The sequence below is a fragment of the Pseudomonas sp. GL-B-26 genome (assembly GCF_019947405.1).
In the GTDB taxonomy this organism is placed as follows: Bacteria; Pseudomonadota; Gammaproteobacteria; order Pseudomonadales; family Pseudomonadaceae; genus Aquipseudomonas.
The window spans coordinates 119,421-142,926 of sequence record NZ_JAGYGJ010000012.1; the positions used below are offsets into that span (position 1 = coordinate 119,421).

16 protein-coding genes are annotated in these 23,506 nt (G+C 56.2%); 11 read left to right on the forward strand and 5 right to left on the reverse strand.

Annotation, left to right across the window (positions count from 1 at the left end):
* Positions 1 to 131 precede the first annotated feature (131 nt).
* The 3 genes from KGB23_RS10670 to KGB23_RS10680 all read left to right on the forward strand — a co-directional run bounded on the left by KGB23_RS10670 (position 132) and on the right by KGB23_RS10680 (position 4,473).
* A complete protein-coding gene (locus KGB23_RS10670) occupies positions 132 to 1,187 on the forward strand; it encodes a tetratricopeptide repeat protein (protein WP_223431061.1) in 1,056 nt (351 codons plus the stop codon).
* Between the two features lie 116 nt (positions 1,188 to 1,303).
* Positions 1,304 to 2,806, forward strand: coding sequence for an ATPase domain-containing protein (locus KGB23_RS10675; protein ID WP_223431062.1), 1,503 nt, complete (start codon positions 1,304 to 1,306; stop codon positions 2,804 to 2,806).
* A 14-nt stretch (positions 2,807 to 2,820) separates the two neighbouring features.
* Positions 2,821 to 4,473 carry an ATP-binding protein gene (locus KGB23_RS10680; RefSeq protein WP_263288581.1) on the forward strand — a complete coding sequence of 551 codons (1,653 nt, stop codon included), beginning with the start codon at positions 2,821 to 2,823 and terminating at the stop codon, positions 4,471 to 4,473.
* Between the two features lie 4 nt (positions 4,474 to 4,477).
* On the opposite strand, the gene KGB23_RS10685 is transcribed toward KGB23_RS10680, so the two are convergent.
* The 5 genes from KGB23_RS10685 to KGB23_RS10705 all read right to left on the reverse strand — a co-directional run bounded on the left by KGB23_RS10685 (position 4,478) and on the right by KGB23_RS10705 (position 11,022).
* Positions 4,478 to 4,855 carry a response regulator gene (locus tag KGB23_RS10685; RefSeq protein WP_008146959.1) on the reverse strand — a complete coding sequence of 126 codons (378 nt, stop codon included), beginning with the start codon at positions 4,853 to 4,855 and terminating at the stop codon, positions 4,478 to 4,480.
* A gap of 77 nt (positions 4,856 to 4,932) precedes the next feature.
* Positions 4,933 to 6,114, reverse strand: a complete 1,182-nt coding sequence (locus KGB23_RS10690) for a hybrid sensor histidine kinase/response regulator (RefSeq protein WP_223431064.1) — start codon at positions 6,112 to 6,114, stop codon at positions 4,933 to 4,935.
* On the reverse strand, positions 6,108 to 6,701 hold the full coding sequence (locus KGB23_RS10695; protein WP_223431065.1) for a chemotaxis protein CheB: 594 nt from the start codon (positions 6,699 to 6,701) through the stop codon (positions 6,108 to 6,110). Before KGB23_RS10695 ends, KGB23_RS10690 begins: the two co-directional genes overlap by 7 nt.
* The gene (locus tag KGB23_RS10700) at positions 6,698 to 7,531 is read right to left on the reverse strand and encodes a CheR family methyltransferase (RefSeq protein ID WP_223431066.1); all 834 of its coding nucleotides are present in this window, start codon (positions 7,529 to 7,531) and stop codon (positions 6,698 to 6,700) included. The genes KGB23_RS10695 and KGB23_RS10700 overlap by 4 nt, the downstream gene beginning before the upstream one ends.
* Positions 7,531 to 11,022, reverse strand: coding sequence for a response regulator (locus KGB23_RS10705; RefSeq protein WP_223431067.1), 3,492 nt, complete (start codon positions 11,020 to 11,022; stop codon positions 7,531 to 7,533). Before KGB23_RS10705 ends, KGB23_RS10700 begins: the two co-directional genes overlap by 1 nt.
* A gap of 261 nt (positions 11,023 to 11,283) precedes the next feature.
* Here KGB23_RS10705 and KGB23_RS10710 point away from each other — a divergent pair, with 261 nt between their 5' ends.
* From KGB23_RS10710 to KGB23_RS10745, 8 genes are all read left to right on the forward strand, one after another.
* On the forward strand, positions 11,284 to 11,643 hold the full coding sequence (locus KGB23_RS10710) for a response regulator (protein ID WP_223431068.1): 360 nt from the start codon (positions 11,284 to 11,286) through the stop codon (positions 11,641 to 11,643).
* Positions 11,644 to 11,811: 168 nt separating this feature from the next.
* Positions 11,812 to 13,317 carry a PhoPQ-activated protein PqaA family protein gene (locus KGB23_RS10715; RefSeq protein WP_223431069.1) on the forward strand — a complete coding sequence of 502 codons (1,506 nt, stop codon included), beginning with the start codon at positions 11,812 to 11,814 and terminating at the stop codon, positions 13,315 to 13,317.
* A 274-nt stretch (positions 13,318 to 13,591) separates the two neighbouring features.
* Entirely contained in the window at positions 13,592 to 17,356 is a 3,765-nt protein-coding gene (locus KGB23_RS10720) for a hypothetical protein (protein WP_223431070.1), read from the forward strand.
* Between the two features lie 114 nt (positions 17,357 to 17,470).
* Positions 17,471 to 18,766 carry a glycosyltransferase gene (locus KGB23_RS10725; protein WP_223431071.1) on the forward strand — a complete coding sequence of 432 codons (1,296 nt, stop codon included), beginning with the start codon at positions 17,471 to 17,473 and terminating at the stop codon, positions 18,764 to 18,766.
* A 149-nt stretch (positions 18,767 to 18,915) separates the two neighbouring features.
* Positions 18,916 to 19,779 (forward strand): phospholipase, encoded by an 864-nt coding sequence (locus KGB23_RS10730; protein ID WP_223431072.1) that lies wholly within the window; start codon positions 18,916 to 18,918, stop codon positions 19,777 to 19,779.
* A gap of 146 nt (positions 19,780 to 19,925) precedes the next feature.
* A complete protein-coding gene (locus tag KGB23_RS10735) occupies positions 19,926 to 20,807 on the forward strand; it encodes a phospholipase (RefSeq protein WP_223431073.1) in 882 nt (293 codons plus the stop codon).
* A gap of 79 nt (positions 20,808 to 20,886) precedes the next feature.
* Positions 20,887 to 21,792 (forward strand): AraC family transcriptional regulator, encoded by a 906-nt coding sequence (locus KGB23_RS10740; RefSeq protein WP_223431074.1) that lies wholly within the window; start codon positions 20,887 to 20,889, stop codon positions 21,790 to 21,792.
* 320 nt (positions 21,793 to 22,112) lie between these two features.
* Positions 22,113 to 23,423: an ABC transporter substrate-binding protein gene (locus KGB23_RS10745; RefSeq protein WP_223431075.1), complete on the forward strand. Its 1,311-nt coding sequence runs from the start codon at positions 22,113 to 22,115 to the stop codon at positions 23,421 to 23,423.
* Positions 23,424 to 23,506 lie beyond the last annotated feature (83 nt).

A 23,506-nucleotide genomic window follows, 5' to 3' on the forward strand; every position in this document is an offset into this window, starting at 1 on the left:
AAAATCATTGAAAAGCCGGACTGCCTTGAATCGACTGACTAACGTAACGAACCAAGTCTGGGTTTGACTCACAGCCCTGCCTGACCGAAGCTGGCACCTTTGCAACAGCTTGCCAGCTCCCGGATTCTTGCATGCCCCAGTCTCGCCGCTACCTGCTCATCAGCCTCTGCGTCCTGTTTGCCATCGGCATTGCCTGGTTTTTCTTGCGCAGTACAACCCCCGCCGTGCCGGAGGCGATCAAGCGCGGCTACAGCGAGGCGCTGAATCAGGCGCGCGCAGGCCAACCAGGAGCAGCGCGAGTCCTCTACCAGCAATTGGGTCGCCCCGACATATCGCCCAAACGCCGCGTCTGGTTGCATGCCGAACTGCCCAACTACCCCAGTTCCGTGGCCCTGAAACTGGCGGACGCGGACTTGCAGCATGAATCGCCAGATGTGCGCATTGCGGCGATCAAAAGCATCAGCGGCCTTGTTCCCAGCGGTCAGCGCAGTCTGCTGCTGGGCCCGTTACTCGATGACGGCGAGCAGCGCGTCCGCTATGCCGCCGTGAACGCCCTGCTGGGGCTGTCGCCGGACGATCTCGGCTTGTACTTCGGGCCGCTGGAGCAAACCATTGATGCCTGGGAGCAGGATCTGAAGAGTCAGCCGGAAAGCGCCGACAACCAATATCAACTGGCTCGGCTGCATCTGCACAATGCCGAATTGAACGAGGCTCAGCAGGCACTGCAGAACACCTTGCGTCTTGCGCCCGGCAACCTGCCCGCGCTGGTGATGCAAATCGACGTGCTGGATCGCCTGGGCCAAAACGATGCTGCCCGACAACTGTTGGCCAAGCAGCTGAAGGCTCAGCCCGACTCGGCCTACCTGCAACATGCCTTGGGGCTCTGGCTGTTGCATCACGGGCAAAGTGAGTTCGCCCTGCTCGGCCTTTCCAAAGCCGTGGAGCTGGAGCCGGACAACAAGGATTACCGCTACGACCTGGCCACCACGCTTCACGATGAACAGGAGCTGGAAGCGGCGCAGAAACAGTTGCAGGAGATCGTCCAGCGGCACCCGGCCGACCGGAGAGCCCGGGTATTGTTGATCAATTACTGGAAAGAAAGCGGCCAGCTACAGAACGTGCAGATTCTGCTGGCGCAACTTGAACAACTCAATCCCGACGACCCTGCCTTGCAGCAAGGGCTTTAACAACAGCAAAAATTTCGTTGAACTCGTCGTCTCGGCCAAGGGTCAAGAGAACAGGCAGTCCATTCAGGCACTTACGGCCTGCTGCCTCGCTTCCCCTAGTCATGAGAGGGCATTTTTTGTCTACATCAAACGAGTTGATCAGTGCAAAAGCCGCCACCGGCATCGAAGGCCTGGATGACATCCTGGCCGGTGGTCTGTCCCGCGGGCATGTGTTTTTACTGGAGGGTGAACCCGGAACCGGCAAAACCACCGTCGCTTTGCATTTCCTGTTGGCCGGCGCCCGAGCCGGCGAACGCTCGTTGTACATCACGCTGTCGGAAACCGAGCGAGAGCTGCGACAGGGAGCGTTGTCCCACGGCTGGGAACTGGATGAGAATATCCACATCTTCGAGCTGACGCCCCCGGAAAGCCTGCTCAATGCCGAGCATCAGCAGAGCTTGTTGTATTCCTCGGACCTTGAACTGGGCGAAGCCACCAAGCAGATTTTCGAAGTGGTCGAGCGGGTCAAGCCGACCCGCGTGGTGCTCGACAGTCTTTCCGAGATCCGCCTGCTGGCCCAAAGTTCACTGCGCTACCGTCGCCAGATCCTCGCGATCAAACATTACTTCGTGCGCTATGACGCCACGGTGGTGTTGCTGGACGACCTGACCACCGAGTCCCTCGACAAAACCGTGCACAGTGTGGCCCACGGCGTCATTCGCCTTGAGGAACTGACCCCCAACTATGGCGCCGAGCGGCGGCGGATCCGTGTGGTGAAATACCGTGGCCAGAAGTACCGAGGCGGATTTCACGACTTCACCATCATGGGTGACGGAGTGCATGTATTTCCGCGTCTGGTGGCCGCCGAGCATCGTGGTCGCTATATCCGTCAGCAATTGTCCAGCGGCATCAAGGCCATGGACGCCCTGCTCGGCGGCGGGATCGAGACCGGCTCCAGCACGTTGATCCTCGGTCCGGCCGGTACCGGCAAATCGCTGATCTCGATGATCTTCGCCGCTGCCGCCGTGGCCCGTGGCGAAAAAGCCGCACTGTTTATTTTCGATGAAGAGCTCGGTTTGCTGTTCGAGCGCATGAAGAACATCGGTATTGACCTCAAGACGCTGCAAGACACCGGCAACCTGCTGATCGAGCAAGTGGACGCGGCCGAGTTGTCCCCCGGAGAGTTTTCCCACCGGGTTCGTCGCTGTGTCGATGAGGGCGATATCAAGACCGTGGTGATCGACAGCATCAATGGCTATCAGGCGGCGATGCCCGAAGAAAACGCCTTGGTACTGCACATGCACGAGTTGCTGCTGTACCTCAATCGCCAGGGTGCCGCGACCTTCATGACCGTCGCCCAGCATGGACTGGTCGGTGACATGCAAGCCCCCGTGGACATCACCTATCTGGCCGACACGGTCATTCTGCTACGTTACTTCGAGGCACTGGGCAAGGTTCGTCGGGCGATCTCGATCATCAAGAAACGCACCGGCAGCCATGAATCGACCATTCGTGAATACCGCATCAGCGCTCAGGGCATGACCATTGGTGAACCGCTGGATGCATTTCAGGGGGTGTTGCGCGGTGTCCCGACCTATCTGGGTGCCAGCAACCCCTTGCTTGAGGAACAAAGCCCGTGATTGCCCAGGAAGCGATGTCCGAGCGCGCGATCATTCTCGCGCCGCTGGGTCGCGACAGCCAGATTGCGCTGATGATGCTCAATGAAGCGGGTTACGACGGGGTGATTACTCGGGACCTGGTGGCGTTGTGCCGCGAGCTGGAGCAAGGGGCAGGCTTGCTGCTGATCTCCTCCGAGGCCTTGTTGGACGGTGATCTTGAACCGCTGCTCGGCCTGATCGAGCAACAACCGGCCTGGTCGGACCTCCCGATCGTATTGATGACCTACCATGGCGGCCCGGAGCAAAACCCGGCGTCGCGCTACGGCCCACAACTGGGGAATGTGACCTTTCTTGAGCGTCCCTTTCACCCGGTCACGTTGATCAGCCTGGTGACCACCGCGTTGCGCGGCCGTCGACGACAGTACGAAGCCAGGGACCGGCTGATCGATCTGAGTCAAAGCGAACTGCGACTGCAAAATACCCTCGAAACCCTCGAGCAGCAGGTCGAGGAACGCACCGCGCAGCTACGACACAATGAAGAAGCCCTGCGCCAATCGCAGAAGATGGAAGCGGTCGGCCAGCTCACCGGCGGTATTGCCCACGACTTCAACAATATGCTGACCGGCATCATCGGCAGCCTGGAGCTGCTGCGCCGACGTCTGGCCCGTGGGCGCACCGACGATCTGGACAGTCTGATCGACCTGGGCGTGACCTCAGCCAACCGCGCGGCGGCCCTGACCCACCGTCTGCTGGCGTTCTCCCGGCGTCAGTCGCTGGACTCCAAACCCGTTGAGATGAATACCCTGGTGGTCTCCATGGGCGAATTGCTTCAGCGCAGCATCAACGAAAGCATTCAGCTGGACATGCAGCTGGATGAGCAACTCTGGGTGGCCGAGGCCGATCCCAATCAACTGGAAAGCGCCCTGCTCAATCTGGTGCTCAATGCTCGGGATGCGATGCCCGATGGCGGCAAACTGGTGGTGAAAACCAGCAATCAGCATCTGGACATTGGTTTCACCGAGGCCCAGAGCAACCTTCAACCGGGTGATTACGTGGTGCTGAGCGTCACGGACACCGGGTGTGGCATGCCGAAAAGCACCATCAACCGGGCCTTTGACCCGTTCTTTACCACCAAACCCATCGGCCAGGGCACAGGCCTTGGATTGTCGATGATTTATGGTTTCAGCAAACAATCGCACGGCCACGTCGCCATTCGCAGTGAAGTGGGCGAAGGCACCACGGTGAGTCTGTTTCTCCCCCGATTCGGCGGTGACATGCCTCAGGACAGCCCGGTGGACGTCCAGCACGCTCCGTTCGCACGGAATGGCGAAACGGTGCTGATCGTCGAGGACGATCCGGCGGTACGGGTGTTGGTCAGTACGGTGTTGAGCGATCTGGGCTATGCCTTCGTTGAGGCTGGCAATGCCGACAGCGCGGTGCCGATTCTCGATTCCGGGCAGCGTATCGATCTGTTGATCAGCGACGTAGGGTTGCCCGGCATGAATGGCCGGCAACTGGCGGAAATCGGCCGGCAATACCGGCCTGATCTGAAGGTGTTGTTCATCACCGGCTATGCCGAACACGCGGCGGTGCGCGGCGGTTTTCTGGATCCTGGCATGCAGATGATCACCAAGCCGTTCACCTTCGACCTGCTGACAGCGAAGGTGCGGGAGATGATCCGCGTCTGAGTGCTTACGAGAGCATTTCCTGCATTAGTTCTTGCAGTACATCCAGATCGAACGGCTTGGCCAGGATCGGCGCTTTACGGGTGATCGGGCTGTCCGTCTCGCGGATTTCCTGCGGATAACCGCTGATAAAGATCACCTTGAGCTCCGGTCGCAACTTCACGGCAGGTTCAGCGATCTGGACGCCGGAGATTCCGCCCGGCAGGCGAAAGTCGGTGATCATCATGTCCAGGTGCGGTTTGCTCGACAGAATCTCGAAGGCCTGCTCGCCGTTTTCGGCCTGCAATACCCGGTAGCCCTCACCCGACAGATAGGCCGACAGCACCATCAGAATCGAGGGGTCATCTTCGACGATCAATACGACGTCTTGTGCATCTTCACTCATGGGAAGCCTTTGTTCGGTCAATAGCTGCTGATACGACCGTGGGGTCGATCAGAGGTTGCGTTTATCTGGCTGTTTTCCTACAGCGGCAGACAAACGCGAAACAAGGCGCCTTCGCCAATCCGGCTTTCGACGGTAATGGAACCGCCATGGGCGGCCACAATCTGCTCGGAAATAAACAATCCCAGACCCAACCCCGCGACAGCGTGTTTGGCCGTGACGCGTTCGAACTGCTGAAAAATACGCTTCTGGTTCTCTTCGCCGATACCGATCCCGAGATCACGCACTTCCACCCGAGCCTGACCGCTCTCACTGTACACCTTAACGGTGATCGGACTCTTGGCGCCGTAGCGCAAAGCATTGGTCAGCAGGTTGGAAATCACCTGTTCAACACGAAATTCGTCCCAGCTGCCCACCACCGGTTGCTCGGCCTCCAGGGTGACCGAGGACTCGGCAGCATCGATCTGCGGTGCAAAATTCTGCAACAAGCCGCGAACCAGCGCCGACAAATCGAAGCGCGTCGGTCGGATCGACAACTTGCCGGTACGAATGCGCGACACATCGAGCATGTCTTCGATCAAACGGATCAGGCTTTTGATCTGCCGCTCGTCGCGATCGACCATCGCGTGCATCTTGTCCAGGGTGAACGCCGCGGCGTTATCCCGGGCCAGGTGCATCTTGCGCAACTGGGTTTCGAGGATCAGCCCATTGAGCGGCGTGCGGACTTCGTGGGCGACGATGGACATGAAGTCATCGCGCATGCGCACCGCTTGCTCCAGTTCCAGCTGGGTACTCTGTAACTGCTTGAGCAGCGCTTCCTGCTCGCGGCGGCTTTGCTCCAACTCTTCGACCTGCTGTTTCATCGCCTTACTTTGGCGATACAGTTCGACGAACACGTTGACCTTGCTCTTGACCGCGTGGATATCCAGCGGCTTGTAGAGGAAATCCACAGCGCCGCTTTCATAGCCCTTGAACGCGTAGTTCAGCTCACGACCGGCCGCACTGACGAAGACAATCGGGATGTTCTTGGTCTTTTCCGTGCCGCGCATCAGCTCGGCCAGTTCGAAGCCGTTCATGCCAGGCATCTGCACGTCGAGAATGGCCATGGCGAACTCGTGTTGCAGCAACAGCGACAAGGCTTCGTCGGCGGACAAGGCTTTGTAGACGATACGGTCTTCGCGCTTGATCAGCGCTTCAAGCGCCAACAAGTTCTCCGGCAGATCGTCGACGATCAGCAATTTGGCCTGGACAGTACTTAGCATGCGATTCGTTCCAGCTCGACAAGCAGACGGCCGATGCCGCGTATAGGGAGAATGTGGTCCGGCTGGTGTATATCAAGCGCCGCCTGGGGCATGGTCGCGACCTGGGCTTCGTCCGGGTCCTGGACGATGGTCATGCCGCCACGGCGCTTGACCTGGGCCAGGCCGCGGGCGCCATCGCGGTTGGCGCCGGTCAACAACACCGCCGCCAGGGCTGAACCGTAGGCATCAGCGGCCGACTCGAACAGGTAATCGATGGCCGGTCGCGAATAATGCACGCGGGCTTCCAGGCTCAAGGAAAAACTGCGGTCCTGCTCCACCGACAAGTGATAACCCGGTGCCGCGAAATACAACGTTCCGGCTTCGACCAGCGTCTTGTCGCGGGCTTCCAGTACAGGCATGGCTACTCGCCGTGCGAACACCTCGGTCAGATAGCTTCGACGTTCGTCCGGCAGGTGCAATACCACGATGATCGGCAACTTGAAGCCTTTTCGCAGTGGACTGAGGATGCTCAGCAACGCCTCCACACCGCCGGCCGAAGCGCCGATCACGATAGCCTCTATGGAAGGCAAAACCGCTGCACTGTTCATGATTTGCGGTAAATCCGTTCTTGTTTCACCAACGGCTCGAACTGATTGCCGTAGGCCGAAAAATCCAGGGTTTCCTTGCTGCCCAGCACCAAAAATCCTCGATGACAAAGCGATTCATGGAACAAACCGAAAGCGCGATTCTGAAGATTTTTATTGAAGTAAATCAAAACATTACGACACGAAATCAACTGAGTTTCTGAAAAGACACTGTCAGTTGCCAGGCTGTGATCGGCGAAGGTCACGTTCTCACACAGCGTCTTGTCGAAAATGGCGTAGCCGTAGGCCGCCGTGTAGTAGTCGGCGAACGAACGCTGGCCACCTGCCTGCTGGTAGTTATGAGTGTAGGCGCGGACATTCTCCATGGAGAAAATCCCTTGCTTGGCTTTGTCCAGCGAGTGCGGGTTGATGTCGGTGGCGTAGATGATGGTGCGATCGAGCAAGCCTTCTTCGCGCAGCAGAATGGCCATCGAATAGACCTCTTCACCCGTGCTGCAACCGGCGATCCAGATCTTGATCGAGGGGTAAGTCTTGAGCAGCGGCACCACTTCCTTGCGGATCGCGAGGAAATGCGAAGGGTCGCGGAACATTTCGCTGACCGGGATCGTCAGCAGTTGCAGCAACTGCATGAACGCCGTCGGGTCGTGCAGGACCTTTTCCTGCAATGCTGAAATGGTCGTGCACTCGAACTGGCTCAACGCGTGATTGACCCGGCGCTTGATCGAAGCGCCGGAGTAGTCGCGAAAGTCATAGCTGTATTTGAGGTAGATCGCCTCGATCAACAAGCGAATTTCGATTTCGCTATTTCGCTCCACTGAAAAATTGCGTTCCACTAAATGCGTTCCATTTTTGGTAACCACACGCGAATCAGCGAGAACAGGCGATCCAGGTCAATGGGCTTGGCCAGGTAATCATTGGAGCCCGCTTGCAAGCAGCGCTCCTGATCGTCCTTCATGGCTTTGGCCGTCACCGCAATGATTGGCAGCTTGCGCCAGCGCGGGTCCTTGCGGATCTCGATGGTGGCTTCGAAACCATCCATCTCCGGCATCATCACGTCCATCAATACCAGATCGATATCCTCGACTTCATTCAGTCTTTCAATCGCTTCACGGCCGTTCCGGCCGATGACCACGACTGCACCCTTTTGCTCCAGGGCACTGGTGAGGGCGAAGATGTTGCGTACATCGTCGTCCACCAGCAGCACCTTGCGACCCTCGAAAACCTTGTCGCGACTGCGCGCGGTCTTGAGCATCCTCTGGCGTTCATGGGACAACCCGGATTCGACTTTGTGCAGAAAGAGTGTCACCTCATCCAGCAAACGCTCGGGCGAGCGCGCGCCCTTGATGATGATCGAGCGCGAATACTTGCGCAGGTCGGCCTCTTCGTCCCGAGTCAGGTTGCGCCCGGTGTAGACGATCACCGGCGGGAACGAGCAGATATCTTCCATGGACATGCGCTTGAGCAGGTCGTTGCCGAGCATGTCCGGCAGCTTCAGGTCGATGATCATGCAATCGAAAATCGTCGTGCGCAGCAGGTCCAGGGCATCTTGTGCCAGGCCAACGGCAGTGATCTCGATGTCATCGTCGCCGATCAGCCGGGCAATGCTGTCGCGCTGCAGATCATCGTCTTCGACCAGCAGGACGCGTTTGACTTTCTGGGTCAGCTTGGCCTCAAGGCGGGCAAACACGTCCTTGAGTTCTTCGCGGGTAGTCGGCTTTACCGCATAACCGATGGCGCCCATGTGCATCGCGGCTTCGACACGGTCTTCCACCGAAATCACATGCACCGGAATGTGCCGGGTTTCAGCGTGTTCCTTCAGGCGTTGCAATACGGTCAGCCCGGAATGATCCGGTAAGCGCATGTCCAGCAGAATGGCGTCCGGGATGAACTCCCTGGCCAAGTCGTAACCCTCGTCCGCCCCGTGCGCCACCAGGCACTGATAACCCAGCTCATGCGCCAGGTCGTAAAGGATATTGGCGAAGTTCGGCTCGTCTTCCACCACCAGAATGCAGCGGGTGGCGAATGGCGCCTTGGTGCGATCGTCGTCGAAACGCGGAATTTCAACTTCGGCGATCAACGGCACCAGCGCGGCGGGCGTCACTCTAGGTGTAATGGCAACCGGCGTGGCTCTCATCGGCTCGACAGGTTCCTCGCCCGGTTCGACGTATTGCTGCGGCAAAACCAGCGTAAACACACTGCCCTGCCCCGGCTCGCTGGTGACACTGATTGAACCGCCGAGCAAGGTCGCCAGGTCACGGGAAATCGACAAGCCCAGGCCGGTGCCGCCGTAACGGCGATTGGTGGTGCCATCGGCCTGGCGGAAGGCTTCGAAAATGCTGTCCTGCTGATCCGCGGCAATGCCAATCCCTGAATCGCGAATGATAAAGGCGATACCGTCGCTGGGCTGACTGGCGACCGTCAGGCTGACCGTGCCTTTTTCGGTGAATTTCACCGCGTTGGACAGCAGGTTCTTGATGACCTGCTCCAGACGTTGGCGATCGGTGAAGATCATCATCGGCGCACCGGCCTGCACCTCGACCTGGAAATCCAGTTTCTTGTCTGCAGCCAATGGCTGGAACATCCCGCGCAAGCCATCCACCAGACGCGCAACGCTGGTGTTCTCCGGTCGCATTTCAAGCTTACCGGCCTCGACCTTGGAAATGTCGAGAATATCGTTGATCAAGTTGAGCAAATCATTGCCGGCGGAGTAAATCGACTCGGCAAACTTGACCTGCTCGGCGCTGAGGTTTTCCTGGGGGTTTTCCGCCAGCAAACTGGCCAGGATCAATGAGCTGTTCAGCGGCGTGCGCAACTCGTGGGACATGTTGGCGAGGAATTCAGACTTGTACTTGCTCGAGCGCTGCAACTCTTCGGCGCGTTCTTCGAGTTGAGTCTGGGCCTGATTGAGCTCGGTGTTCTTCAGGTCCATGGCGTCGCGCTGCTCCGCCAGGATCTGCGCCTGTTCGGCGAGCTGCTCATTGGTTTGTTCAAGCTCGACCTGCTGGGTCTCCAGATGCGCCTGAGACTCCTTGAGAATCCGCGACTGCTCTTCCAGTTCTTCGTTGGCGCTCTTGAGTTCTTCTTGCTGAACCTGCAGCTCTTCATTGAGCTGCTGGGTTTCGGCCAGTACTTCCTGCAGGCGCTGACGATAGCGAGCGGCCTCGATGGACGTGCCGATGTTGCCGGCAATCAGCTCAAGCAATTCGACATCGCGGTCCGTCAGCGGGCGCAGGAAGCCCAGTTCGATCACACCGTTGACGCGATCGTCGTCACTGGTCGGCACCACCAGCACGCTATGCGGCAGACCTTCGCCCAGGCCGGAGCTGACCTTGAAGTAATCGCTCGGTACGTCATCGAGACGAATCAAGCGAGCCTGGTTCGCTACCTGGCCGACAATGCCTTCATCGCTGTAAATCTGCTGTTCGCGCGCTTCCTGCTCGCGGGAGAAACCGTAAGAGGCAATGCGCTTGAGACCGCCGTGTTCTTCACGGACATAAATGGCTGCTACGGCGGTGCCCAGGTACTGCGCGCAGAACTGCAGAATGTTGCGCCCCAGCAGATTAAGCGACAGTTGCCCCAGCACTTGTTCGGCCAGTTCGGTCTGGCCATTGCGCAGCCAGGCCTGCTGTTCCAGGCGACGAGCGCTGGCCTGTTGTCCGGCGAGGTTGGCGCTGTAACTTTGCGAAAGGTTGAGCAAATCCCGACGGCCAATGTAGGCCAGCAATGCGCTGATCCCGGCGATGAACAACAGGTAAAGGCTGATGCTCCAGATCGTGGTGCGGCGCACTTCCTCGTTACGCGTGGCGCGTAACTGCTGCTCCATGTCGATCACATCTTCGAATTGCTTGCGGATCTCATCGGTCAGCCGCTTGCCGCGCCCGGCCTTGACCACGCTGCGGTAATCGCCGCTGGATCGCTGCAATTCAATGATTGTCTGCGCGTAAGTGGCCCACTCATTCTGCAAGGCCTGGAGCCGGTGCAGGCGGTCGGTTTGCACCGGGTTGTCCGCGGTCAGTTCGATCAAGGTATTTAGGGCGACTGCGATTCGCGGCTTGGCCGTTTCGTAGGGTTCAAGGAAGTGCTCGTCGCCAGTGAGCAGGAAGCCGCGCATACCGGTTTCCAGATCGACAGTCAGCTTGATCGATTCATTGGCGTTACTGATCACCCGGTCGGTGTGCTCGACCCACTGAATCACCGACAGCAGGTAAGTGATCAGCGAAACAAAGAACACTGCACTGAGCACGCCGACACCCAACGGCAGGCTGACGTTGCGGCTCAGGAGTTTACGGAATCGTTGCTCATCAACCGAAGACGCGGATGTCATGGGGGAGCCCTTGTCGAACTGTTGAAAACCAAGGAGTTTGCCCCAAAAGCGCCGGATTGATCCAATTTTCTGACACCTTTTCCAGCAAAATCCTACATTCCACTGCTCCAGCGCAAGGGAGCGGTTATCCTTGCCAACACGTGTACGGCTATTCTTTTTTCTACCGCGTGGGAACTTGTCGGGTTCCGTCACTTACTCAAGCAAGAGCCCGGCGATTTCGATCGACCGACAACCGCGAATTCAACCTCCGAGAACCCCACTATGTCCGCCACCGCGTCCATCATCCTTGTAGTCGAAGACGACGCCATCGTGCGCATGCTGATTGTAGATGTGCTGGAGGAACTCGAATTCAAGGTGCTCGAGGCCGATGGCAGCGAACAGGCGCTGGAGTTTCTCAATGATGAAGATCAGTACATCGATTTGATGATGACAGACGTTGGTTTGCCGGTGATGGACGGCCGTGAATTGGCCACCCAGGCGCGGATGCTGCGCCCCGAGCTGCCGATCCTGTTTGCCAGCGGCTATGCCGAAAGCATTGATGTGCCAGCAGGCATGCACGTGATCGGTAAACCGTTTTCCATTGATCAGTTGCGCGACAAGGTTAAAGGCATGCTGAGCTGAGACAGTTGAACCGGGGCTCTTGGCCCTCTCCACTTTTCTGCATAAACCGACGTAAGGTCGCATTTTTCGGCGTTTTTGGGCTCCGACCTGTCAACTCTGACAGTAGAAATGGCCTCCCGCCTGGCGTTTGATTGGACCGGTAATTCCCACTCATAAGGAACCGAGTCCATGCCGAGTCGAACCGAACGCTACGCACGTTATTTGAAAATTAGCGGATTATTGCTGATGCTCAGCGCCGGATATGGCTGCCAGTCAGCCTCTTCCGACAATCCCCAGCACTGCTTTGAACAGAGCGGACAGGCGTTCAGCGAAGTGTTGAGCTGCTATCGCAAAGCCCAAGCGACGCAACCGCTGCGCTACATCAGTAAGGGACAAGAGCAACAGCCCGGCGTCAACATCCGCCGCTTCGAGCTGACGTCACAGTCCTGGGACCAGGGCGGTCAAGTCGCCCCGGCAAACTGGACCCATGGAGTCGATCTGTACATTCCCGACAACGTCAAGGGTACGCGTGCCGTGTTGGTCGCCAACGACGGCGTCAACAACCCTTTGCCCGGTGAGTCTCCGGGAGCACCCAACAACTTTTCGCAGCAAACACTGCTCAACATTGCCCGGCAAACCGGTTTGATCGTAGTGGCTGTCAGCAATGTCCCCAACCAGTACTTGACCTACAGCGATGACGGCGTGCCGCGCACAGAAGATGGCAGCGTTGCTCACAGCTGGAAACTATTCATGCAGGCCCCGGAACAACAGCCCTTTATGTCGCTGCATGTGCCAATGATGGAATCGCTGGTCAAGGCCATGGACCTGGCCCAAAAGGAAACGCAGCCAGGTCAGGTGGTGAGTTTTCTTGCCACCGGCGCGTCGAAACGCGGTTGGGCGGTATGGCTGTCCGCCCTTGCGGACTCACGCGTCGATAGCATCGTGCCGTTTGTCATCGACGTCTTGAACACGGACAAAGTGTTCGACCAGACGTATCTGGCCTACGGCGGTAACTGGCCACTGGCGTACGTCGACTACTACTTGCAAGGCGTGATAGCCCAACGCAAGAGCGAGCCGTTCAAGAAGCTGATGCAGGTCGAAGATCCGATGACCTATCGGAATCTGTCCGGCTACATCGACCGCCTGAAGATCCCGAAATACATTGTCAACGCCAGTGGCGATGACTTCTTCATCCCGGATGCTTCACGCCAGTATTTTCCAGACCTGCCGGGTGACAACACACTTCGGGTCATTCCCAATTCCGCCCACGATGTGCGGGCGTTTGTTGAAGCGAACCTGATTCCTTATATCAAGCGGCGGCAGACCGGCAACACCGCACCGAGGTTAAAGGCACAGGAACAGCGCCTGGACGCCACATCGACCCAGTTGCACCTGACCTTGTCCGAAATGCCGATCAGGATGACCCAGTGGACAGCCCACAACCCGAAGGCCCGGGACTTCAGGTACAACTGCGGCGTGCGCTATACCGCAGCACAGTTGCCGGCCTCAATGGACGTCCAGACGACTCTCCGCGCTCCCAAGGTGGGTTGGAGCGCAGAGTTCTTCGAAGCTGAGTACGCGGACGGCGTTGTCGAAACGACGATGGTCAAGGTGCTTCCGGATACGTATCCGAATCAGGCGCCACCCGCCGATGAGGCGTTTTGCAGAACGCTACCCGGCACCCAGGGTCAGTAAATCAAGACGCGACAATCTCACTCTTTTGCTCTGTGGGGTTGTCGTGTTTTCTTGACTGTTAAAGTCAAAAGCATAATTTAAAAATGTAACAAACCACCTGTCCTCTTGCCAGTTATAGCGAAGAGATCTTTACACCAGAACAACATAACAGCCAACTAAAGCCGTCATTATTTTCACACAAATGCAACACACACTTACATACGCCAACTTGCTATCACTCAAACATTAAAAGAGGATACCTCAAACATACAACCCAGAAATAGATGAATTTACCATGAGCACTATAAATACAGTTAACACCTTTCAAAGACACTTATCCAGACCTTCTGTTTATATCCCGCCCCAAGATCACAACAGCCAAAAAGACAATATAGAACGCCTGGAATTTCTCGACAAATTAAAGCGTCGAGCGCAAGACCACAGTCATTCCAAGGAAGTCACCCTGGAAGGTGCCTTCATCTCCCTGGAGTCTGGCTCATCGCTAGAAGAAGCTCTCCAGCCCGCAAGAGTCATGTTGCGAAACATGGTCGAAAAAGCCTCTTTCAAAAACCTTTTGATGAAACTCCGGCTGTCCGAAGATTCACGGTTTGAAGTAACCGCTAATGGTCAGATCAAGGCACACCACGCAGGCAGAACCCAGAGTTTCGAGGATGCATTCAAGCTGGTTCCGGATCTGAACGATGATCTTGTTGTATTGGTTGAAATGGCGCAATTGACCGGTGACGTCGTCACCCTTGATGACCAAGTCAGCATGACTCAATGGTTGAGATTCCATCGTTACCTCCTCCCTCGGACGGTCATCGATGCCCAGAACCTGATTGCCTTCCTGGAACAGCGACATCCCGTCAGTCCGCCATTCGGCAATTATTGGGAAATGGTAAAGGTCGGGGAAAACAATCCGCTCACCATGTCATCAGCACAGTGCAGCCGGCTTCAAGCACTTATCAAGGAACACACCAAGGGCGCGTCATTATTGGAACATCTGTCAGACACTATTCTGGGTGGACGATCCACGCCCTTCAAACGATCTGATGCGGAGTATTATCTGAAAACACTTGTTTCCAGCTCCATTGCTCTAATCTGGGCAAACAGTTTTGTACGGGACCTGGATTGGTATGGTGCGCAAGATAATCAGCCCTTATCGGATGAGTCTCTCCAGCAAATACTTTTGACCGCGCTACTGCTGGATCTCCATCCGATGGTCGGGGAGCAAGAGCCGCGTAATCAAGTGGCCGGTTTTGACCTCTATGCGGCCCAACACATAGAGAAGTCTTTCGCCAGTGTTCAAACGGAATTCGAAAGACATCTGATCAATAACCACCGAATCACTGAACACAACGCGGCACTGGCCTCGCATTTATTGTTGGCCGGCACCGCGCCGGAGTTCCTGGTCAAGGACTTGCCGCCTACTCTGCTATTAGGCACCCCGCAATGGGTTGATTACTGCCGGACCATCGCGGTACAGGAAATCATTTCACCGGGATCGTCGCGCGCAATGACCCATGCGCAAATACAACACCTGATGAAGTCCAACTCAGTCACCGAGTCGCAACAGGCACTCAATGCCTTGGCTGCTGTGGATCCAGTGATCGACTGGGCGTTGCTCAACGGTATCGTCACCCATAATGAAGTGAACCGGTCGGCCAAGGATTCGCTTGAAGTGGCAGTAGCCGCTTACGCCCGCCATGCGAAAACCTTTGCTGAAACGGCTGAAACGTTGTCTCGCCCCTTGCCGACCCGCAAGAGCGTCGCCCTGGACATCCTCAAGCAAGTCGCCAAGGGATGCACCTATCTTGAAGATGACGTCCTTCACCAAACGAACAATCGATTACTGGCAGACGCCTATGCCAAACTGTTTCTTATATCCCCTGTAGAACTGCACATGTCCAACGACCTGCAGACAGGTGATTGGGACTTGAAGCATGGAGAGAGTATTTATAAAGCGTTCCCCAAGATGCTCCCCAATCTGATTTCTCCGGATGGAGAGTTTTACCGTCAATTCAATCGAAACTATGTGTCACATGTGCAGGCCATGAGTACGCATCTGAAACTGGCCCTTTCATCCTTGCCGCTTCCTGATCGGGCGCGACTGCTGCGCGGACAGGTGACGATATTCTCTGTACGGCCTTCAGTCGCCACGCTTCATCCGATCACCCGCCCCCCCATGAATCCAATATCGTCAACCCTTGACGCCATACTGAAAGTGACGAATCGGGTTCCCATGGAGAGTCAGAAAGACAAAGAGCAGGCGACCGGTCGTTACGGCGTGGTGATGTGTACCTACTTCGAAGGACGACTGAGTTGTTATGAGCTGTTCACCTTGCACGGAGTCTGCCGCGAAAACACCGAACTGGCCGAGCTGATCGAAAGGGAGAAGCTGTTACATACAAGCCCCCCCAGTAGTGGAAAAAACCACTCCCACCCGGCACCGGTGCATCAACTGCCCACGGACATCGAGTGCTACACCCATGGAGTCACACCTGGCCTCGTCAATACCAGTCGTGGTGTCATTGAAAAAATCGGCGAACTATCAGCGACACGCCTGCCTTCGAACATTGAAAGCAAAGGCTATTACCAAAGTTTCTATTCAAGTGAATTCGACCCGCTCGTGAACTTCGTGCTCAAACACCGGCCAATCGCAACCTACGATGAGTTGGTAAACGAATGTTGGGGGCAAACCCCGCTGGAGGCATTGCGTGCAGAACGTGAAGAAGCGTTGAATACGTTTCTCAATATTGTCGTACCGTTCAAATCATGCATCGAAGACATCAGTTCAGACGATCTGGATCGACAGTTCCAAGGAGTAGCTGCCTGCACCCTGGAAGCTGCGATGACACTTCTGTTGGTGGTCGGGGCCATCGCTAAGGTAGCCAGTCTCGCCGCCAGAAGCATGACCCTTGCAACGAAAGCCAGCGCCATGGCCAAGACTGGCCTGGGCCTGGTGAGCAGCTTGCTAAATCCGCTGGATGGCGTTACAGATTTGCTTATAGGTGGCGCGAAACTGTTGCGCAAAGGTTTTAACGGGAGTGTTGCGGCCCTGGAAAACGCGACTTCCGATCTTCGCCGGTTGACAGGTCAGACTCAATTCGAGCAATTGGCCAGAGCCGGCGATCCAGACATCATTCGTATCGGAACCTGGCGCCCCGTGGAATCTTCGAAAGACCTTTTCCGGGTCTGGGGTATACGCCAGAACGACCATTGGTACGCACTCAACCGGCACGGACAGCCATGGGGAGCGAAGCTCAACAACTTCGAACCAGCAAAAATCTGGCATATGCTCAAGCTGGATAAGCTGATGCCGGCATCCTACACCCGTAAACTGCTCAAGGACGCGTTACCCGCCTCTAGAGCAAAGGTCGACGATGCTATCAGAGTTTTGACGGACGCATCACTTGATACCGACTCTGGGAAGATTGTGAAACTGCTGATGGGTGACAACTCCAGTCAAGGTCGACGCAAAGTTCTGAATCACCTGAACGAAGTAAAAAAAGATATTGCCAACGTCACACCCGACAACTTTATCCTGGACACCGCCGAGTCGCAAAGTTATGCAGCTCTGAACCCGGACTTATATGCAGAATGGGCACGCGCAACCCCGAAGGAAGCAGCCCAAAAGAAGTTCATGCGCATCTATAGCCATAATTTCAATCGCCAGTTCCGTACCGAAGGCTATAGCCATGATGTACTCGCCGATGACATTGTTCATGAGTTGTTTCATGGAGCCCCCAACACACTGGATCACTCCTATGCCCACCATCCAATCTCTGGACGCCAAGGTAACTACCAACGACTGGATGTTGCTCCGCTGATTAACCTGGCATCCGGCCACCTGCGTGATCCGGGTACGCTGAAATTGATCGACAAGGCCAACGCTTTCAATAATGCGGATTCGTTCGCACTGACCACATCACTGCTTAGCCAGTTATCGAAAGATTCAGCTGCGTACCGGCGAAACATTGAGACGATGTCGAAGGCGCTCGAAAGAAGCCAGAACGGTTACATCGGATGGGAGGTTGTTGTGAAGTTGAATCCGGTTTAAGCCACACGATCTGCCGCAGGACAGGCCTGCGGCAGATTGGCTGAATGGAAACAACTGACTGTGGTTTAATTGCGCGCTTTTCCGACGCCCAGTGCCCGCATCAAGGAATGCCCCATGAGTCAGCCCTCCTCCACCAAAGTCCTGGTCATTGGTTACGTCTGGCCCGAGCCCCGCTCTTCGGCGGCCGGCGGGCACATGATGCAAATTCTCGAGACCTTCTTGCAGCAAGGCTGGGACATTACTTTCAGTAGCCCCGCCGGCACCGGTGAACACCGGGCAGACCTGACGGTCTTGGGTATTCGCGAAGTCCCGATCGAATTGAACAACAGCAGTTTCGACACGTTCATCAGCGAACTGGCCCCGGATATCGTTCTGTTCGATCGGTTCATGATGGAAGAACAGTTCGGCTGGCGCGTCGAGAAACACTGCCCCGACGCCTTGCGCGTGCTTGAAACCTCCGACCTGCAAAGCCTGCGAGATGCCCGCCATCAACGCCTCAAGGAGCGCTTGAAGGTTAGTGACGACGCCAATGACTTCAATGAACTGTTCGCGCCGGCGTTACGTGAGGAGTTCGAATTCATGGCCGAGACCGATCTGGCTAAACGGGAAATCGCAGCGATTTATCGTTGCGACTTGAATCTGATGGTTTCCGAAGTGGAGATCGAGTTGCTGGTCGAGCAATTCAAGCTGCCGCACCACTTGCTGCATTGGTGCCCGCTGATGGTCGATCTACTGAGCGAGCCACCGGTTTCTTTTGAAAACCGCGCGCACTTTCTCAGCATCGGCAACTTCCGTCATGCGCCCAACTGGGATGCGGTGCTCTGGATGAAAACCACTATCTGGCCGCTGATCCGCCAACAACTGCCAACGGTTCAATTGCACGTTTACGGTGCTTACACACCGCCCAAAGCGACTGCGTTGCACAACCCCGGCCAGGGTTTTCATGTAATGAACTGGGCGGAAGATGCATTAAAAGTCATGTCTGGCGCACGGATTTGCCTGGCCCCCCTACGCTTCGGTGCCGGCATCAAAGGCAAAATTGTCGACGCCATGTTGTGTGGCACGCCCACGATCACAACGCCAATCGGCGCAGAAGCGATGCATGGCGAACATCTCTGGCCGGGGGCTGTGACCCGCACAGCACAGGCGTTCGCCGATTGCGCGGTTCAGCTGTACAAGGACGAGGCTCTGTGGACGGACGCCCAATCCCAAGGGAAGACATTGCTGGCCGATCGTTATCGACAATCGGAACATGGTCCGGCGCTGATCGAAAAGTTGTTGTATTGCCAACAACACCTGGCTCAACTTAGAAGCGATAACTTTACGGGAAGCATGTTGCGCCATCACCACCATAAAAGTACGCAATACATGGCGCAATGGATTGAAGCGAAGAATCGAAATCCGTTATAACACTTACGCCAATAACAAACATTTTGCATTATCACTGTTATTGACCAAGCCTAATACCACCTCTATAAATACCCAACCGAACTTAACTTGATCAGTTAAGTTCGGCCCAACTACCCACTCCTCAATAAATCAATGCAAGGACGCATTAAATGGACAACTTTGTTCAGAATAATTACACACTTAACAACTGGATGGGCGCTACTCCGGCAATTGATACATTGTCGCTCTGCGAATTGACGCTGCCAGGCACTCATAACGCGGGCAGCGATTGGAAAGCATCCTGGCCGCTGATTCCAGGCGCGCACTGGCTGGCCTGTCAGCACGAATCGTTTTATGCCCAACTGAATCACGGTTCTCGTGCGCTCGATATCCGTTTAATGTACGACGCCAACGCGCTGGGACCCGGAAAATACTGCATTCATCACAACGGTTACCGTAATGGTCGTACCGTGGGGAACCTTCTATTCGACGTAGAAATATTCCTTGATGAGAACCCCAACGAATTCATTATCTTGGACTTTCATGAACTGAAGGGGGATCAGTTTGATTTCGCTTACTTCAACACCTTGATGGAGCTCCTCGTCGGCGATCGCATTATCCCCACCAAAAACCGGTCTCTGAGTCTTCGTCAACTCAAACAAATCAGCTCCAGGCAAAGAATTTTGGTCGCGGCCCCTTGGAACAGAGCGCTTGATCAAAATGTATTTCACGAGCAGATCGGGCACAAATGGTCTGGCAGCGGCATCACCAATACCGCGGAGTTGGAAAAGCACATTATTAATGTGCTGAAATACCCGCCGGGCACATGGGAACCGTGGTCGCTTTCCGCCACCAGTTACAGCGCTCTCGGTGGCCCCGTGGATATCCATGACGAGCTTAATTCCTGGTTCGATCCGAAGAAAAGCGACTGGGCGTCAAAGTGCAACATCATCAATGTCGATTTCATTGAAGAGTCCAACATTGTCTCTTATTGCCGAACTGTAAACCTGGCGAAAGCGAGCAAGCGAAATTAACAATTTCCGCGCCATCAAATAGCTATTCTTGTGTAAGTGTTTCCGACGCTGGCAATACTGCCACGTACTTCTATGCTGGGTCATGACATCCGACACATGAACTTCTTCTCCCCACGGATGGGGCGAATCAACGACAAGGAACTGTCATGACCCGCAATACAGCAACCGCACTCGACAAACAGAAATGGATGAGCAACGCACTGGAAATCGGCCGATTGAGGCTGACCGACATCGTCTGGCCCGGCACGCACAACGCCGGCATGGACAAAAAAGCGCCAAACTATGAGGTGGTGCTCGGCAACTGGACGACGTGCCAGAACGACTCATTTGCCTGGCAACTGGCCAACGGTGCACGGGCGTTCGATATCCGGCTTGGCTGTACCGCCGGCCCGGTAGTACCGGTGTTCTACTTCCATCACAACGGCTATCAGTCTCACCGCATTTTTGATGAACTGATCGACGCGGTGACGACATTCCTCGACCGAAACCCGGACGAATTCATCGTCCTCGACTTCCACCAGTTAGGGGATGCAGCGAAGCCTTTCGACTACCAACAATTCAATGATTTTCTGATGCGCAGCCTGGGTTCGCGCTTGATCCGTCCTTCGGATGCGCTCAGTACCGTGGAACAGCTCAAGCGCGCCAGCTCGCAGCGCCGCATTGTCATGGCAGCGCAGACGAAGCCCGGGCTGGACCGTGAGTATTTCTGGCCGTATATACCTCACAAATGGAACGGCAAGGTATTCACCGACACCAGCGATCTGCAATCGCATATCCAGACCACCCTTGTGGGGGCGCCTTACGATACATTTCTCTGGTCTTTGCCGGCGACGTGCTATTCGCTGTTGGGTGGCCCGCAGCACATCAAAAACCAAATCAACGACTGGTTCCACACCACCCGCGACTGGGTCACCCGTTGCAGTATTATCAGCACAGATTTTTTTGACGAGGCGGATATTGTCCGCTACTGCTGGAGCGCCACCAGCATGAAAGCGATTTACGGAGACAGGTTGCACCAGCGGGCCTAAGCGAAAGTCGTGGCAGGCTGGCACAGCAGGCGCCAAAAGAGGCATGATCCGACAGCGATAACAAGAAAAGCGCCCTGACATGACCCGAACAGCCCGCGTGACAGACCCCTCCTACGAACTGATGGACGACCACAACGGGTTGTCCATCATCTACCGCCAGCACGGTTTTCCTTGCCCGTTGGTGCGTTGGCATTTTCACAAGGAATACGAACTGCACCTGATCGTCGCCAGCTCCGGCAAAGTGTTCATCGGCGACTACATCGGTAACTTCTATCCAGAATCGCTATTCCTCACCGGCCCCAACCTGCCCCACAACTGGATCAGCCAGGTGGCCGAAGACGAAGTGGTGCCCAAGCGCGACATGCTGGTCAACTTCACGGATGAGTTATTCGACAGCGGCCACTTGGTGTTTGCCGAGCTCAAAACGCTGGCGCCGCTGTTGGAGCGCGCCCAGTACGGCATCGAGTTTCGCTGCAAGCGCACCATCCGCCAGGCCATGACCTTGATGCAGCGCATCGCCGATACCCAAGGCGTGACGCGCCTCGGACACTTTTTCATTCTGTTGGAGTTGCTGGCGGCTTCTGACGACTATCAGTTGCTGTCCGGGGCCACGACGCCGCAATTGGCCGACGAGCACAATATCGATCGCACCAACCGGGCGGTGGATTACATCTTTGCGCATTACGCTCGGGAACTGCCGCTGGAAGAAGTCGCCGAGCACTTGGGCATGAAGTCGACTTATTTCAGCCGAGTGTTCAAGCAAGCCACTGGCCGCTGCTTCATCGAGTTCGTCAATCGCCTGCGCATCAGCAAATCCTGCGAGCTGCTGGCCGATGGCAACAAACCGGTAACCGACGTGTGTTTCGAGTCGGGCTTCAACAATATTTCCAACTTCAATCGGCGGTTTCAGCAACTCAAGGGCATGACGCCGTCGCACTACCGGCGGTTGGCGGTGCAACGGCTGACCGAGCAAAATCTCGGGTAAAGAAAGATCAAAAGATCGCAGGCTTCGCCAGCTCCTACAGGGGATCGCATTCGAATGTAGGAGCTGGCGAAGCCTGCGATCTTTTGATCTTGGAGCCCGAAAACCTGTACGGAATCCATAGGGTCTAACCGCTAAAAAGCCGTTCCCTGCACCTCTCCCTCCAAACCTCAGTGCAAAATAGTATCGATCCAAGTGCGATGGATGATTTGTCACGTCATCAATTGAAGGCTGTAATCAGTGCACATTCTTCCTGCCGTCGGAAGACACAAAAACAATAACTGTCCTTCTGTAACCCGTCGGGTGCAGAAAAGGAGTGCACGATGCAACCTTCTGTAAAAGCTCTGCTTGCCCTCACCTGCATGACCCTCAGCAGCGTCAGCCTCGGCGCCCAGACCCTGACCATCGCCACCGTCAACAACAGCGACATGATCCGCATGCAAAAACTCTCGAAAACCTTCGAGGCCGAGCATCCGGACATCAAGCTCAATTGGGTGGTGCTGGAAGAAAATGTCCTGCGCCAACGCCTGACCACCGACATCGCCACTCAGGGCGGACAGTTCGATGTACTGACCATTGGCATGTACGAAGCCGCACTCTGGGGCGCCAAAGGTTGGCTGGAGCCGATGAAGGACTTGCCGGCCAGTTACGCCCTCGACGACGTGTTCCCATCGGTGCGTGAAGGCCTGTCGGTCAAGGGTTCGCTGTATGCCTTGCCCTTCTACGCCGAAAGCTCCATCACCTATTACCGCACCGATCTGTTCAAGGAGGCCGGGTTGACCATGCCCGAGCACCCGACCTGGACCCAGATCAGCGACTTCGCCAGCAAACTCACCAATAAGGATAAAGAACAGTACGGCATTTGCCTGCGCGGCAAGGCCGGCTGGGGCGAGAACATGGCGCTGATCACCACCGTCGCCAATGCCTATGGTGCGCGCTGGTTCGATGAGCAGTGGAAACCGGAATTCATCGGCCCCGAGTGGAAAAACGCGCTGAACTTCTACGTCGACACCATGAAAAGATCCGGCCCGCCGGGTGCGTCGAGCAACGGCTTCAACGAAAACCTGGCGCTGTTCAACAGCGGCAAGTGCGCGATCTGGGTCGATGCCAGCGTCGCCGGTTCCTTCGTCACCGACAAAACCCAAAGCAAGGTCAGCGACCACGTCGGCTTCACCTACGCTCCGCACGAAACCACGGACAAAGGCTCGGCCTGGTTGTATTCCTGGGCGCTGGCAACTCCGACCAGTTCCAAGGCCAAGGACGCCGCGAAAACCTTCAGCGCCTGGGCCACTTCCAAGGAATATGGCGCTTTGGTTGCCGAGAAAGACGGCATTGCCAACGTACCGCCAGGTACTCGCGCTTCGACGTACAGCGATGAGTACATGAAGGCTGCGCCGTTCGCCAAAGTGACCCTTGAATCCCTGAAAGCCGCGGACCCGAGCAAGCCGACTCTCAAGCCCGTGCCGTACATCGGCATCCAGTTGGTGACCATTCCTGAATTCCAGGCCGTGGGAACCCAGGTCGGCAAATTGTTCTCGGCAGCGCTGATCGGCCAGACCACGGTCGACCAGGCCCTGACCGCTGCCCAGTCAACCACCGAACGTGAAATGAAGCGCGCCGGTTACCCCAAGTAACCCGCGCAACCCATGTGGGAGCGGGCTCCCTCGCCACACAAGCCCGCTCCCACACTGGATCTTCATTTGTCTGTTCATTATCG

Coding starts and splice junctions, on each gene's coding strand:
- KGB23_RS10710 (WP_223431068.1), top strand. CDS start 11,284: ATGTCCGCCACCGCGTCCATCATCCTTGTAGTCGAAGACGACGCCATC.
- KGB23_RS10695 (WP_223431065.1), bottom strand. CDS start 6,701: ATGAACAGTGCAGCGGTTTTGCCTTCCATAGAGGCTATCGTGATCGGC.
- KGB23_RS10680 (WP_263288581.1), top strand. CDS start 2,821: ATGTCCGAGCGCGCGATCATTCTCGCGCCGCTGGGTCGCGACAGCCAG.
- KGB23_RS10690 (WP_223431064.1), bottom strand. CDS start 6,114: ATGCTAAGTACTGTCCAGGCCAAATTGCTGATCGTCGACGATCTGCCG.
- KGB23_RS10705 (WP_223431067.1), bottom strand. CDS start 11,022: ATGACATCCGCGTCTTCGGTTGATGAGCAACGATTCCGTAAACTCCTG.
- KGB23_RS10735 (WP_223431073.1), top strand. CDS start 19,926: ATGACCCGCAATACAGCAACCGCACTCGACAAACAGAAATGGATGAGC.
- KGB23_RS10730 (WP_223431072.1), top strand. CDS start 18,916: ATGGACAACTTTGTTCAGAATAATTACACACTTAACAACTGGATGGGC.
- KGB23_RS10725 (WP_223431071.1), top strand. CDS start 17,471: ATGAGTCAGCCCTCCTCCACCAAAGTCCTGGTCATTGGTTACGTCTGG.
- KGB23_RS10715 (WP_223431069.1), top strand. CDS start 11,812: ATGCCGAGTCGAACCGAACGCTACGCACGTTATTTGAAAATTAGCGGA.
- KGB23_RS10685 (WP_008146959.1), bottom strand. CDS start 4,855: ATGAGTGAAGATGCACAAGACGTCGTATTGATCGTCGAAGATGACCCC.
- KGB23_RS10740 (WP_223431074.1), top strand. CDS start 20,887: ATGACCCGAACAGCCCGCGTGACAGACCCCTCCTACGAACTGATGGAC.
- KGB23_RS10720 (WP_223431070.1), top strand. CDS start 13,592: ATGAGCACTATAAATACAGTTAACACCTTTCAAAGACACTTATCCAGA.
- KGB23_RS10745 (WP_223431075.1), top strand. CDS start 22,113: ATGCAACCTTCTGTAAAAGCTCTGCTTGCCCTCACCTGCATGACCCTC.
- KGB23_RS10670 (WP_223431061.1), top strand. CDS start 132: ATGCCCCAGTCTCGCCGCTACCTGCTCATCAGCCTCTGCGTCCTGTTT.